Consider the following 13,487-nt stretch of genomic DNA (forward strand, 5'->3'; position numbering starts at 1 on the left):
TGGCCCGCCGAAGCACTATCCCGCCCCAAAATCGACTATCGAATTCGGCCAACCAATAGGCCAGAACAATCAAAGCCATTGAAATCGATCATTTCTATTAAGGAATGCCGGCTAATAGTATTCCCCCCGTACCAAGCAACCCACGCCTTACACCACCAAGGCAAAGCAACAAGGAAATGACTATGTCCAGCTACATCAACAAAGAGATCAAGCCATTCAACGCCAAAGCCTACCAGGCAGGTGACTTCTTCGACGTCAGCGACGCGGATCTTAAAGGCAAGTGGTCTGTAGTGTTCTTCTACCCGGCCGACTTCACCTTCGTATGTCCAACCGAGCTGGGCGACCTGGCCGACAACTATGAAGAGTTCAAAAAACTGGGGGTTGAGATCTACTCCGTGTCTACCGACACCCACTTCACCCACAAAGCGTGGCACGACTCTTCCGAAACCATCGGCAAGATCCAGTTCCCGATGATCGGAGACCCGACCGGCACCATCACTCGCAACTTCGATGTGATGATTGAAGAAGAAGGCATCGCTGAACGCGGCACCTTCGTGATCGACCCGGAAGGGAAAATCCAGATCGTGGAGATCAACGCTGGCGGCATCGGCCGTGACGCTCAGGATCTGCTGCGCAAGATCAAGGCCGCTCAGTACGTAGCCGCCCACCCGGGTGAAGTGTGCCCGGCCAAGTGGCAAGAAGGTGAAGCTACTCTGGCGCCGTCCCTGGACTTGGTTGGCAAAATCTAACCAAGCACCGAGCTGTATCTCTGGTAATTAAGTGATCTGAATTTTCCGGGAAGGTCCTGATGCCGGGTACAGCCTTGTGAGACCTTCCGCGAGAGGGATCTCGCGGAAGAGCCCCCAGGGATGGGTTCACGGCGTGTCTCACAAGGCTGTACCCGGTAGCAGGACCGCAACACAACCCCGAACAGAACCACGAATTCCAAACCTCCAAAGAATTTCAGGACACACCGATGTTGGACGCAAACGTAAAGAAACAACTGGACACCTATCTGCAGAATATCGTCACTCCGATCGAGATCAGTGTGTCCGCCGACAGCAGCGCCAAGTCTGCTGAACTGAGCAGCCTGGCAGAACAAATCGCCGAGCTGTCAGACAAAATTTCCCTCAAACAGGAGAGCCGCGAGCGCACCCCCAGCATGGCAATCGCCCCGGTAGGCGAAGCACCGCGGGTAAGCTTTGCCGGCATCCCCATGGGGCACGAATTCACCTCCCTGGTACTGGCCCTGCTGCAGGCCGGCGGCCACCCGTCCAAGGCCGACCCGGAAGTGCTCGAGCAGGTGCGCAACCTCAAGGGTGAATTCCACTTTGAAACCTATATCTCGCTGTCTTGCCAGAACTGCCCGGACGTGGTTCAGGCGCTGAACCTGATGGCGACCCTGAACCCGAACATCACCCACGTGATGATTGACGGTGCCCTGTTCCAGGAAGAAGTAGACCAGCGCCAGGTGATGGCCGTCCCCTCCGTGTACCTGAACGGCGAACACTTTGGCCAGGGCCGCATGAGCCTCGAAGAGATCGTGGGCAAACTGGACACCGGTGCGGAAGAGCGCAAGGCCGCAGAACTCAGCGAGCGCGATCCTTACGATGTGCTCGTGCTGGGCGGTGGCCCCGCAGGTGCGGCGGCAGCCATCTACGCTGCGCGTAAAGGCATCCGCACCGCACTGGTCGCCGAGCGCTTTGGTGGTCAGGTGATGGATACCGTGGGTATCGAAAACTTCATCTCCGTACCTTATACCGAAGGCCCGAAACTGGCCGCGAGCCTGGAGCAGCACGTTAATGAGTACGGAGTAGACATCATCACCGGCCAGCGCGCTGCGCAACTGAAGCGCAACCAGATGATTGAATTGGAAATGGCGAGTGGTGCGACCCTCGCAAGCCGCTCGGTGATCCTCGCCACCGGCGCCCGCTGGAGAGAACTGGGGGTTCCCGGCGAAGCCAAGTACCGTACCAAGGGTGTGGCCTACTGCCCGCACTGTGACGGCCCCTTCTTCAAGGGCAAACATGTCGCCGTCATCGGCGGTGGTAACTCTGGGATCGAGGCGGCCATTGATCTGGCTGGTATCGTCAAGCACGTCACCGTGCTGGAATTTGCTGACACCCTGCGCGCGGATGAAGTCCTGGTGCGCAAGGCGCGCTCCATGCCCAATATCGACATCATCACCAATGCACAGACCACCGAAATTCTCGGCGACGGCAGCAAGGTAAATGGCCTCCAGTACACCGACCGCATAAGCGGCGCGAGCAAGACTGTGGAACTGGCCGGTGTGTTTGTACAGATCGGGCTGGTACCGAATACCGAGTTCCTGAAAGACAGCGGCCTGGAAATGAACCGCATGGGCGAGATCGTAATCGACGCACGCGGTGCGACTTCGATCCCCGGTGTCTTTGCCGCTGGCGATGCCACCACCGTGCCCTACAAGCAGATCGTGATCTCCATGGGCGCCGGTGCCACGGCCGCCCTGGGCGCTTTCGACCACCTGATCCGGAGCTCCGTGCCGGCAGAGGAAAGCGAGTCACTGTCCATGGCGAGTTGATCACCTCTCCAGCTGCATGATCCCCAAACCGGGTATTGGCCTCCCAGCGATGTCCGGTTCTCTCCCCGGCGAGCCACGTTCGCCAACAACTGGGAACCATCCCAAGCTTTGGCCGGTTCCCCAACCGGCCTTTTTTTAATTTTTGTTAAGCAACTGGTTTCCCGAAGCGCTGGCTGATAGGGTTAGAAACCTGAAACTGGGCAGTCCGCTTTCTTCGAACCGCTTGTCGCGGTGCGTACAGAGCGGTCGATATGCCCACACTACACGTCTTCCACACGGAACCACATGGAATTACCGGGAGAGAACCCCATGCTGCTAGCCAAGCCATTCAAATCCGTCGCCCTGATTTCCCTGCTGTGCCTGCCGCTCACTGCGCTGGCTGACTGGCAACTGGACGGCGGCAACTCCAGCGTCCAATTTGTCTCGGTAAAAAAATCCACTATCGCGGAAACCCATCACTTCAAGGGCCTGAGCGGCAAGATCTCCGACAGCGGCAATGCCAATGTGGACATCGAGCTGGCAAGTGTGGAAACCAATATTCCGATCCGCAACGAGCGCATGCAGAAAATGCTGTTTGATACGGCCAAATACGCCCGCGCCGCGATCACCGCACAGGTAGACGCTGAACAGCTGAAAGCGCTGGCGCCCGGCAAATCCCTGTCCGTCACCACCGACCTGTCCCTGGACGTGCACGGCGCACAGAAAACCCACAAGGCTCAACTTCAGGTCACCGGTCTTGAAAACGGCGGCTTGCTGGTCACCTCCACCGCACCGATCGTAATTAATGCAGGCGACTTCCAGCTGCTGGAGGGGATTGAAAAATTGCGCGAAATCGCCGGCCTCGACAGCATCAGCCCGATCGTACCTGTTACTGTCAAACTGGTATTCACCAAGCAGTAACAAACAGCAACGGCGCAGGATCCAGCGTGATCCTGCGCCGGTCTATTCCGCACGCCCTATCCGACTGACTGCACCGCCTTGGTTCTGTAGCCACCATCCGCCCAACTCTCTCGCCCACCTCTCTCGCCCGCCACGACCGCTGGCTAACATGCACCGGCAGGATCCGCTAAAATGTCGGCTAAATCCTTACCCCCTATTAACGACAGGATCTCCGTCATGGCTTCACTACAGGATCAGCTGCTCAAGGCAGGCCTGGTAGACAAAAAAACCGCCAAAAAAGTCGGCAAGGAAAAGCGCAAGCAGGACAAAGTGGCGAAAAAAACCGGGGAGTCCCGCCAGAGCGAGGCCCAGCAGGCCGCTGAGCGCGCGCGGGCAGAAAAGGTCGCCCGCGACCGGGCCCTCAACGCCGAGCGTGAAGCCGCGCAACGGCAGAAGGCTATCGCCGCGCAGATCAAGCAGATGATCGAACACAACAAGCAGCCGAAGGGCGAAGCAGGCAAGGACGATATCGCCTATCATTTCACCTTCGACAAGAAGGTAAAGAAAATCTACGTATCGGCCGCTGTTCAGGATCACCTGGTTGCCGGGCGCTTGCAGATTGTCGGCGACGGCGAGCAGTTCGACCTGGTGCCACGTGTCATCGCGGAAAAGATTGCCGAGCGCAATCCCAATACGGTCGTGGCCCCGCCGGAAAACAATACCTCTGTGGACGAAGATGATCCCTACGCGGGCTACGAAATCCCCGATGACCTTATGTGGTAATACCATGACTGACAGCGACCCGGTAATCGCCCACGTCGAGAGATGGCTGCAGGATGTGGTGGTCGGGCTCAACCTGTGCCCCTTCGCGCGCAAACCCCTGCGCGCAGGGCAGATTCGCTTTGTGGTCAGCGAAGCCAACAGTAACGAAGTTCTACTCGAAGAACTACTGGATGAATTTCAGGTGCTGGATCGCACCTCGGAACAGGAAGTGGAAACTACCCTGCTGATCCTGCCCACCTATTTACGAGACTTTCACGACTACAACTTTTTTCTCGACGAGGCGGAGTGGCTACTCAAACGCCAGGGCTACGAGGGCATCTACCAGGTCGCCAGTTTCCACCCTCACTACCAATTTGCAGACTCGCAACCGGATGACGAGGAAAACCTGACTAACCGCTCCCCCTACCCCATCCTGCACCTGTTGCGGGAGGAGAGCCTGGAGCGGGGGCTTCGCAACTATCCGGATCCCGAGAGCATCCCCCACAACAACATCCTGCGGGTCGAGGCACTCACGGAAGAGGAAAAGCGCGCGCTGTTTCCCTACCTGTTTTCCTGAGAGCCTTTCCTGAAAGCCTTCCCTGGCGGCAGCACTAGGCTGCCGGGCCGGTGTGGTCGCAACCGTGGAAGTTTTCCCGCAGCTCGGTAAATGCCTGGAACTGGGTAAAGAAAATCTTCCCTGAGATTTCCTTGAGAAACCCGCAGCGCTGCAACGCATCCATCACCGGTCCTTTCACCTCCGACAGGTGCAGGCAGATACCGGCCTCCCGCAATTGCTCGTTGATGGACTCGAGGGTTTCCAGTGCGCTCCAGTCGATCTCATTGATGGCACTACACATCAGAATCACGTGCCGCAGCTCCGGCGTTGCCGCCACATCCCGGTAAATCCGCTCTTCGAGAAACGCGGCGTTGGAGAACATCAGGCTCTCGTCCACGCGAATGCTGAGGATCTGCGGCATGGTCATCACCGGGTGCCGCTCGACATTGCGGAAATGCTCGGTACCCTCCACCAGCCCGACTTCTGCGATGTGCGGTTTGGAGGTGCGATACAGGAACAACACAATGGAGGCCAGCACCCCGCAGGACACGCCGATTTCCACACCAAACAGCAGCGTGACAATGATGGTAACCAGCACCGCAAAGAAATCGCTGGGTGAGTAGCGCCAGGTCTTTTTCAGGATGGAAAAATCCACCAGCGAGAGCACGGCAACGATGATGGTCGCCGCCAGGGTCGCCTTTGGCAGGTAGTAGAGAAACGGCGTGAGGAACATCGCCGCCAAGGCGATACCTATGGCCGTAAATACACTGGCCAGCTGCGTTTCCGCACCCGCGTCGAAGTTGACCACGGAGCGGGAAAAGCCGCCAGTCACTGGGAATCCACCGGAAATACCGGAAGCCAGATTGGCGCTGCCAAGCCCGATCAGCTCCTGGTTCATGTCAATTTTCTGTCGTCGCTTGGCGCCCAGTGTCTTGCCCACGGACACGGATTCCACATAGCCAATCACAGATATCATGACCGCAGGCAGCGCCAGCTGTTCGACCAGCGACCAACTGAAGTTTGGCCACTGCAACTGCGGCAGCCCACTGGGAATGGCACCAACCAGCTGCACGCCCCTGCTTTCGAGACCCAGCCCGGCAGCCAGGACGATGGTCGCCAGCACACCGACAACCGGCGCGGCCTTCACCAGTAGCGACGCGGTATCCCGAGGCAGTGAAAGCCGTTGCAGCAGTTTGACTGCACCAGAGCGCGCCCATACCAGGAACAGCACAACCGCCACGCCGAGTACCAGGGTCACGGGATTCCAGCCCGCAATGTTTTGCGCCATACCGTGAAGCAGCTCTGGCAGGCTTTCACCGCTGGCAGAAATACCGAGCAGGTGCTTGAGCTGGCTGAAGGCAATAAGGATTCCGGATGCGGTAATAAATCCCGAGATCACCGGGTGGGACAGGAAATTGGCGAGAAAGCCCAGGCGTAATACCCCCAGCAGTGCCAGGAAGCCGCCGGAGAGCAGCGCCAGCACGGCGGCCGCCATCAGGTAATCTTCCGTACCCTGCGCCGCAACCTGGCCCAGCGCCGCCGCACTCATCAGCGACGCAACCGCCACCGGGCCTACCGACAGGGTGCGGCTACTGCCAAACACCGCATACGCCATTAATGGCGCAATGCTCGCGTAAAGCCCGACTTCCGCGGGCAGGCCCGCCAGTAGTGCGTAAGCCAGGGACTGGGGTATCAGCATGACGGTGACCACCAGTGCCGCCACCAGATCTCGCCGCAATGCGCCCCCGGAGTATGCAGGGAGCCACCCCGCTATCGGCAGATAGCGGCGTATCCCCCCGCCAACACGCTCGCCCACTGTACCCGTCGTTACCCGCTGTTTTGTCGCCACTTCTTCAATACCGCCAAGTTGTCGATCAGTAGGTCACCAGTACCCCAGAGATATCGTATCCGGCCTGTTGCGCAGCCGCTTGCAGCTCACGCTTGTCCGCGCCCTGGGTACAGCGCGCTGCGGCCCACAGATTGCAGGAGCGGTTGCCGGTACGACAGAATGCATGCACACGTTTACCGCTGCTCAACAGGTCTGCGAAGGCTTCGCTGTGTGACGGCTGCATCTGGCCCCGGGAAAACGGGATAGCCGCAAATTCCATCCCCGCATCCCTGGCCGCCTGTTCAAGCTCGGCAAAAGTCGCCAGGTTTTCGGACTCGTGTTCAGGGCGATTGCAAACCAGCAATTCGACACCGGCATCGGCCAGGGCCTGGACAGCGCCCGGCGCCAATTCTTCGGAAACGCTGACCTGCTGATCCAATGTTTTGAAATCCATAATTACCTCACTCTGTATTTATTTGTCCGGTATCACAGTTTGTTGACGGGTACCTTCAGGTACACGGTGCCATTATCTTCCGCAGGGGGCATCTGGCCAGCGCGGATGTTGACCTGGATAGAGGGAATAATCAGCCGTGGCATGCCCAGAGTGGCGTCGCGCTCGGTGCGCATCTTTACAAACTGCTCTTCGGAAACGCCATCTTTCAGGTGAATATTGCTGCGCTTCTGTTCGCCGACGGTGGTTTCGCACTGGTGCGGGCGACTGCCATTTGGTGGGTAATCGTGACACATGAACATGCGCGTCTCCTCCGGCAGCTCCAGTAATTTACGTACGGAGCGGTAGAGCATACGCGCATCACCACCGGGGAAATCGCAGCGGGCGCTGCCCACATCCGGCAGGAATAACGTGTCGCCTACAAACAGCGCATCGCCAATGAGCCATGCCATATCTGCCGGGGTGTGACCGGGCACATAGATGACCCGACCTTCCAGATCACCAATACGGAAGGTCTCTTCCTCGGCAAACAGGTGATCGAACTGGGAACCGTCCACCAGGAACTCTTTTTCCAGGTTGAACACGCTGCGGAAGATGCCCTGCACCTGGGTGATGTGGTCGCCGATGCCGATCTTTCCACCCAATTGCTCGCGAATGAACGGCGCCGCCGACAGGTGATCGGCATGGGCATGGGTCTCCAGCACCCACTCGACCGTCAGGTTTTTCTGTTTAACAAAGGCGACTATTTTTTCCGCCCCGTCGGTGGCCGTACGACCCGAGGGCTGATCAAAGTCCAGCACCGGGTCGATTACCGCAGCACTACCGCCTTCCCGGTCATACACGACGTAACTCCAGGTTTCCGTCATCTCGTCAAGGAAGGGCTGTACTTGAGGAAAAACTTTGCTCTGGCTCATGGAAAACATCCCGTTGCATTAGATCTGAAATCAATATACTTGCTGATATTATATATTTCAATATAATGTTTTCACACAGAGTGTTTGACCAGGGATCAATGCATGCCGGACACAACCGACATCAGCCTCGACAAGATGCGCGCCTCCGCCAGTGACGCTTCGCTTATGCTGCGCTCACTGGGCAACCAGGATCGCCTTCTTCTGCTGTGCCAGCTGAGCCAGGAAGAGCTCTGCGTCAGTGATCTGGAAGAGCGCCTCGACATTCGCCAGCCCAGCCTGTCACAGCAGCTGGGCGTGCTGCGCCGGGAAGGGCTCGTGACCACTCGCAAGGAAGGCAAGCGGGTCTACTATCGAGTAGCTGACCCGAAAGTTCTCACTCTGTTACAAACGCTCTATCAACTTTATTGCGCGGAGTAAGCTGCCACCATGACCATCGACTGGAATGCTTTTACCCCCTACACCGCCCTTGCTGGCGGTGTACTTATCGGCCTGGCCAGCGCCTGGCTGGTTCTGATGAACGGACGAATAGCCGGGATCTCCGGCATTCTCGGCGGCGTGCTTGACGGAACCAAGGGCGACCGCAGCTGGCGAGTGGCGTTCATCCTTGGCCTGCTCGCAGGTCCGGCGATCTGGGGGCTGTTTCACGCCCTGCCCGCGATTGAGATCCGCTCCAGTGTTCCGATGCTGGTCGCCGCTGGGCTTATGGTGGGTATCGGTACCCGCTATGCCGCCGGTTGCACCAGCGGTCACGGCGTTTGCGGCCTGTCGCGACTCTCACCGCGCTCCCTGGCCGCCACCATGACCTTCATGGCCGGCGGTTTCGCCACCGTTTACGTTGTACGCCACCTGCTGGGAGCCTGAGCCATGAACAAGATTTCAATTTCAGCATTTATCTCCGGCCTGATCTTCAGCTTCGGGCTACTGCTCTCCGGAATGGCCAACCCGGAAAAGGTACTGGGCTTCCTGGATATTTTTGGTGCCTGGGATCCATCCCTGGCACTGGTCATGGGCGGCGCCATCGCCGTAGGGCTTCCCCTGTTCACGCTCGCAAAACGTCGCCAGACATCCATTCTCGGCGCGCCTATGCAGCTGCCGAACAAGCGGGAAGTTGATCGCCCCCTGCTGCTGGGCAGCCTCGCCTTTGGCGTGGGCTGGGGACTCGCCGGTTTCTGCCCGGGCCCAGGCATTGTGGCAACCGGCGCACTGGAAGTTGGCGCCCTGATCTTTACCCTGTCGATGGTCGCCGGCATGTGGATCTTCCACGTGCTGGAGCGCCGAAAAATTTCGGCGGCGTAACCCGCCACCCATACCACCTTGCCCGCAGCGGGGCTGGCGCCGTCTCGGCGCCAGCAACTATCCTGTTGAGATCCCCTATCCCTCCGGAATCTCTTGACGCGAGCAATGCGGGTAAAAAACCTGATCCCCAAGTGGCTGCGAAACTACCGCCGCCAAAACCTGCCCGCTGACATAACCGCAGCCCTGGTATCCGGCATGCTGCTGGTACCCCAGGGCCTCGCCTATGCACTGCTTGCAGGGTTGCCGCCCCATGTCGGACTCTACGCCAGCCTGCTGCCCCTGATTGCGTACGCCGTTTTCGGCAGCAGCAGCGCCATGTCTGTCGGCCCTGCGGCCGTTCTTTCCCTGATGACGCTGTCTGCCCTCTCACCCCTGGCGGCTCAAGGCAGCGCAGAATATATAGCCGCGGCAATCATGCTCACCCTGCTGAGCGGACTGTTTCTGTTTGCCATGGGGCTTCTCAAGCTGGGCCTGCTTTCGAACCTGCTCAGCCACCCGGTAATCAGCGGCTTTGTATCGGGCGCGGCGGCACTGATCATCGTCGGACAACTGCCCGCATTGCTCGGCGTCGAAGCAGACGGCAATACCGCATCGGTAAAGCTGCTGCACGTCCTGGAACACCTGCCACAGGCACACCTGCCGACCATGGCCTTTGGTGTTGCCACCGCGGTACTGCTCATCGTGAGCAGAATCTGGCTGCCAATGGCCCTTTTCCGCCTGGGCACCCCAAAACAGATTGCCCGCCTGGCGGCCAAGTTGATGCCCATGCTACTGGTTCTGTGTGCCATTGCCCTGGTGCACTGGCTCAAGCTCGGCGACAAACTGGACATCGTGGGCGACATTCCCGCGGGACTGCCCAAGATCACTGTGCCAGATTTCGACTGGAGCCTGATTTACCGGCTGCTGTTGCCAGCGCTGATCATCGCCCTGCTCGGCTTTGTGGAAAGCCTCTCGATTGCACAGTCACTGGCCGCACGACGCGGCGAGCGCCTCAACGCAGACGGCGAGCTCCTGGGGCTCGGGGCAGCCAACACGGCAAGTGCCTTTTGCGGGGGCTTACCGGTTGCGGGCAGTTTTTCCCGCACTGCGGTAAACGCCGAAGCCGGCGCGCGCTCCCCCCTGGCCGGTGTGCTCTCTGCATTTCTGATGATCCCGATCTTGCTGTTTCTCACCGGTGTATTCAGTGAGCTGCCGCTGACGGTACTGGCCGCGATCATTATCGTCGCCGCAGCGGGCCTGTTTGACTTCAGGGGGTTCATTCACAACTGGCGCTATGACAGAACCGATGGCCTGGCGATGCTGTTCACCTTTCTCGGTGTTTTGCTGTTCGGGGTAGAAGTTGGTATCGCGCTCGGTATCGGATTGTCCTTCGCCACGCTGATCTGGCGCAGCAGCCGGCCACACATTGCCGTGGTCGGGCGGGTGCCGGGCACCGAGCATTTCCGCAACGTACTGCGGCACGATGTGGAAACGCACAAGGAGCTTCTTTTTCTGCGTATCGACGAAAGCCTGTTTTTCAGCAACATCAGTGCCGTCGAAGATCGACTGCTGATGGAGCTGAAGCGTCACCCGGATACCCGCGAACTGGTACTGATCCTGTCCTCGGTCAGCCGTATCGACGGCACCGCGCTGGAGCGCCTGGACCAAATCAACAAGGATCTGAAGAATCGCAAAATCCGGCTGCACATGTCCGAGGTAAAGGGCCCAGTGCTGGATCGACTCAGCCGCTCAAAGTTACTCGAGCACCTCACCGGACGCATTTTCCTTTCCTCATACATTGCGGAGCTGGCGCTGAGCAAAGGGGATGACGACCCGGACGCTGCCGCGGAGCCGGTATAAAAATCTGTACGCACCGCGCCAATACTGGCAATATATCCAGTGTTTTAGCGAGCGGTCGGAATACCCATGTCAGGCGAAGTGTCCCATCTTACCGATGAACAACAGGCCATAGCCAATCACCCCGGAGGCCATGCCAAGATCATCGCGGTTGCAGGCTCAGGGAAAACGACTGCCCTGCTCCACTACATCAGAAACCGCCTCAACGCGGGCATCCCGGCGCAGCGAATTCTTGCCGTCATGTATAACCGCAGCGCGCGGGATGACTTCCACCGCCGCCTGCAGCAGCTCTGCGGGCACCAGGTGCCCGCCGTACAGACTTTCCACAGCCTCGGTTACCGACTCTACCAGCAGCTGATTGCACGCGGGCATATTGCACCCGCCAATCTCTCCCCGCTGCCGCAGTCGGTGGTGCAGCTGCAGATATGGAAGGCCATCGAAGCCTGTGCCCCTCCTGCAGAACTGGAAGACATCCGCGCGCGCAAGCAGTCGGAAACGGAAGCTGCCGAATTTTTTATCGACTACACAAAAACCATTCTCACCGGTGACCTGAGTGCTTTCCAGCAACTCAAGCTCGGCGACGAGTATATGTACTTCCTCAAGGTGTTCCGCCACTTCGAGCGGTGGCGGCAGGAACAGAGCGCCGTCACCTACGCAGACCTGATTTATGACCCCGCGATACTCTTCAGCCTTCGGCCCGATCTGGCGGAACAGTACGGCAGTTTTTACGAAGACATCCTCGTCGACGAATATCAGGACATCAATGAAATTCAGCACTTCCTGCTGCGTGTCCTGTACGGGAAGTCGGGCAACGTCATTGCCATCGGCGATCCGGATCAGACCATTTACGAGTGGCGCGGCTCGCGTCCTGCGTTTTTGCTGAAGCTGTTTGACGGAGACTTCCCGCCCTCAAATGTCTATCAGCTGAGCCGCACCTTCCGCTATGGCCACAGCCTGTCGCTGGCGGCCAACCATTTCATTGAAAACAACCGCGAGCGGGCTGATATCTTCTGCGTATCCGGAAACCCGGCTGCCGCCACCGAATTGAATCATGTTGCCAGCGAGAATGAGGGCAAGTGGCTGGTGGAACATATTCGCCGCTGCCAGAAACAGGGCCACGCCCTGAAAAACATCGCGATCCTGGTTCGGCTCTGGTCTCTGGCGGCACCGCTGGAGTTGGCGCTGCTCGCCAACAACATCCCCTACCGCTCTGGCAGCCGCAACACCGTGCTTTCCCGACGGGAGCTGCGCCCGCTATTCTGGAGCCTGAACATTGCGGCCGGCCGCTTTGCAGCACAGCCCGTCAAGCGCCGCAGCCAGGGACTGTACGAGTGGTTTACCGCACCACATATTCGAATCCCGCGAACCGTTCTGACACCGCTGTGTGATGCCCTCGCGAAGCTGGAAAGCGGCTGGGGCAAGGCACTTATTCGCCATATCCCTGAGGATTCACTCAGCCAGGCCCAATGCAAACGTCTCCGCCAGCGGGCAGAACTGCTGACGCAAATCGAGGAGTGGCGAGGCCTGGCCGGTGAACTGCTGCGCAGGCATATCGGTGAGCTCGACTACCTGAGCGGTATCGCTGAAGACTGTTTCAACCGCCAGCAAGGCGAGGAGCGACAGCAAACGGTGCTCGCCTTCTGCCAGTACCTCGATCAGCTGCGCACGCCCCCCCGGGAAGCCCTGGAACACCTTCAGCAACTGCAACAGCAGCACCTGCAGACCGACAGCTCGGAAGATCCGGCGTCGGATGCCATTCAGATCACCACAATGCACCAGGCCAAAGGTCTGGAGTGGGATCAGGTGATTATCCCCGGCCTCTCTGTGCACAACATGCCCTACCAGCCGCAAAGGGATTTCTCGACACCAGCCTCCACGGAAAGTGAGCGCCGCCTGATGTATGTCGCCATGACCCGCGCCCGCAAGCAGCTGTACCTGCTGACCCCGCCCACTGCGGTGCCAGACAGGCAAGGCACACCCCAGCGCGCACCAGCACAGGAGCAGAAACCGTCATTGTTTATCGAGGAGATGCAACTGCCGCTGAGCACCCTGCTCGGACAGAGCCTGCAGGACAAGCCCGACACCATAACCACTACAGTGCCGGTAACCCGACTCGGGCTGCGCTACCTGGAGGCCTGCGATTACAACCCGGATATCAATGCACCCAGGGCTGTTCAGCGCCGCCCGCAACTTGGCGAAGGCATTCGACACCAGAAACTGGGCTATGGAAGAGTGACCAAGTGGGAGGATAACCGCGTGGAAGTTCTGTTCAGCGATCGCCAGACACGCCGGTTTGATTGGGACAAACTGGCGCAATTCCTGATGTGAGCCGCCTCTGGCAGGAGCGCTCTCTCAAAAAAAATGCACGCCTGGAGCGTGCATTTTTCCGGAAAACAGTTCGCCAT

The 13,487-nt window shown here is 58.9% G+C and carries 13 protein-coding genes; 10 read left to right on the forward strand and 3 right to left on the reverse strand.

What is annotated here, in order from left to right; all coding sequences use genetic code 11:
* Positions 1-182 precede the first annotated feature (182 nt).
* The 5 genes from ahpC to ACNKU7_RS11540 all read left to right on the forward strand — a co-directional run bounded on the left by ahpC (position 183) and on the right by ACNKU7_RS11540 (position 4,778).
* A complete protein-coding gene (gene ahpC, locus ACNKU7_RS11520; RefSeq protein WP_418297136.1) occupies positions 183-749 on the forward strand; it encodes an alkyl hydroperoxide reductase subunit C in 567 nt (188 codons plus the stop codon).
* A gap of 227 nt (positions 750-976) precedes the next feature.
* A complete protein-coding gene (ahpF, locus tag ACNKU7_RS11525; RefSeq protein ID WP_418297137.1) occupies positions 977-2,560 on the forward strand; it encodes an alkyl hydroperoxide reductase subunit F in 1,584 nt (527 codons plus the stop codon).
* A gap of 285 nt (positions 2,561-2,845) precedes the next feature.
* Complete coding sequence (locus ACNKU7_RS11530; protein WP_418297138.1) at positions 2,846-3,460, forward strand: YceI family protein; 615 nt, start codon at positions 2,846-2,848, stop codon at positions 3,458-3,460.
* A 216-nt stretch (positions 3,461-3,676) separates the two neighbouring features.
* The gene (locus tag ACNKU7_RS11535) at positions 3,677-4,222 is read left to right on the forward strand and encodes a DUF2058 domain-containing protein (RefSeq protein WP_418297139.1); all 546 of its coding nucleotides are present in this window, start codon (positions 3,677-3,679) and stop codon (positions 4,220-4,222) included.
* Positions 4,223-4,226: 4 nt separating this feature from the next.
* Complete coding sequence (locus tag ACNKU7_RS11540) at positions 4,227-4,778, forward strand: DUF1415 domain-containing protein (protein ID WP_418297140.1); 552 nt, start codon at positions 4,227-4,229, stop codon at positions 4,776-4,778.
* Positions 4,779-4,812: 34 nt separating this feature from the next.
* Here the strand turns inward: ACNKU7_RS11540 and ACNKU7_RS11545 are convergent, their stop codons facing one another.
* The 3 genes from ACNKU7_RS11545 to ACNKU7_RS11555 are packed head-to-tail and all read right to left on the reverse strand — an operon-like array spanning position 4,813 to position 7,950.
* A complete protein-coding gene (locus ACNKU7_RS11545) occupies positions 4,813-6,606 on the reverse strand; it encodes a SulP family inorganic anion transporter (protein WP_418297141.1) in 1,794 nt (597 codons plus the stop codon).
* A 25-nt stretch (positions 6,607-6,631) separates the two neighbouring features.
* The gene (locus ACNKU7_RS11550) at positions 6,632-7,039 is read right to left on the reverse strand and encodes a protein tyrosine phosphatase family protein (RefSeq protein WP_418297142.1); all 408 of its coding nucleotides are present in this window, start codon (positions 7,037-7,039) and stop codon (positions 6,632-6,634) included.
* Positions 7,040-7,071: 32 nt separating this feature from the next.
* Entirely contained in the window at positions 7,072-7,950 is an 879-nt protein-coding gene (locus ACNKU7_RS11555) for an MBL fold metallo-hydrolase (RefSeq protein ID WP_418297143.1), read from the reverse strand.
* Between the two features lie 102 nt (positions 7,951-8,052).
* Here ACNKU7_RS11555 and ACNKU7_RS11560 point away from each other — a divergent pair, with 102 nt between their 5' ends.
* The 5 genes from ACNKU7_RS11560 (at position 8,053) to ACNKU7_RS11580 (ending at position 13,410) form a co-directional block, all read left to right on the forward strand.
* Positions 8,053-8,367: an ArsR/SmtB family transcription factor gene (locus ACNKU7_RS11560; RefSeq protein WP_418297144.1), complete on the forward strand. Its 315-nt coding sequence runs from the start codon at positions 8,053-8,055 to the stop codon at positions 8,365-8,367.
* Positions 8,368-8,376: 9 nt separating this feature from the next.
* On the forward strand, positions 8,377-8,811 hold the full coding sequence (locus ACNKU7_RS11565; RefSeq protein WP_418297145.1) for a YeeE/YedE family protein: 435 nt from the start codon (positions 8,377-8,379) through the stop codon (positions 8,809-8,811).
* Positions 8,812-8,814: 3 nt separating this feature from the next.
* Positions 8,815-9,246, forward strand: coding sequence for a DUF6691 family protein (locus tag ACNKU7_RS11570; protein ID WP_418297146.1), 432 nt, complete (start codon positions 8,815-8,817; stop codon positions 9,244-9,246).
* Positions 9,247-9,339: 93 nt separating this feature from the next.
* A complete protein-coding gene (locus ACNKU7_RS11575) occupies positions 9,340-11,085 on the forward strand; it encodes a SulP family inorganic anion transporter (protein WP_418297147.1) in 1,746 nt (581 codons plus the stop codon).
* 66 nt (positions 11,086-11,151) lie between these two features.
* Positions 11,152-13,410, forward strand: a complete 2,259-nt coding sequence (locus ACNKU7_RS11580; protein WP_418297148.1) for an ATP-dependent helicase — start codon at positions 11,152-11,154, stop codon at positions 13,408-13,410.
* Positions 13,411-13,487: the final 77 nt, after the last annotated feature.

The sequence above is a fragment of the Microbulbifer weihaiensis genome (assembly GCF_048323715.1).
In the GTDB taxonomy this organism is placed as follows: Bacteria; Pseudomonadota; Gammaproteobacteria; order Pseudomonadales; family Cellvibrionaceae; genus Microbulbifer.

Coding starts and splice junctions, on each gene's coding strand:
- ahpC (WP_418297136.1), top strand. CDS start 183: ATGTCCAGCTACATCAACAAAGAGATCAAGCCATTCAACGCCAAAGCC.
- ahpF (WP_418297137.1), top strand. CDS start 977: ATGTTGGACGCAAACGTAAAGAAACAACTGGACACCTATCTGCAGAAT.
- ACNKU7_RS11530 (WP_418297138.1), top strand. CDS start 2,846: ATGGAATTACCGGGAGAGAACCCCATGCTGCTAGCCAAGCCATTCAAA.
- ACNKU7_RS11535 (WP_418297139.1), top strand. CDS start 3,677: ATGGCTTCACTACAGGATCAGCTGCTCAAGGCAGGCCTGGTAGACAAA.
- ACNKU7_RS11540 (WP_418297140.1), top strand. CDS start 4,227: ATGACTGACAGCGACCCGGTAATCGCCCACGTCGAGAGATGGCTGCAG.
- ACNKU7_RS11550 (WP_418297142.1), bottom strand. CDS start 7,039: ATGGATTTCAAAACATTGGATCAGCAGGTCAGCGTTTCCGAAGAATTG.
- ACNKU7_RS11555 (WP_418297143.1), bottom strand. CDS start 7,950: ATGAGCCAGAGCAAAGTTTTTCCTCAAGTACAGCCCTTCCTTGACGAG.
- ACNKU7_RS11560 (WP_418297144.1), top strand. CDS start 8,053: ATGCCGGACACAACCGACATCAGCCTCGACAAGATGCGCGCCTCCGCC.
- ACNKU7_RS11565 (WP_418297145.1), top strand. CDS start 8,377: ATGACCATCGACTGGAATGCTTTTACCCCCTACACCGCCCTTGCTGGC.
- ACNKU7_RS11570 (WP_418297146.1), top strand. CDS start 8,815: ATGAACAAGATTTCAATTTCAGCATTTATCTCCGGCCTGATCTTCAGC.
- ACNKU7_RS11580 (WP_418297148.1), top strand. CDS start 11,152: ATGTCAGGCGAAGTGTCCCATCTTACCGATGAACAACAGGCCATAGCC.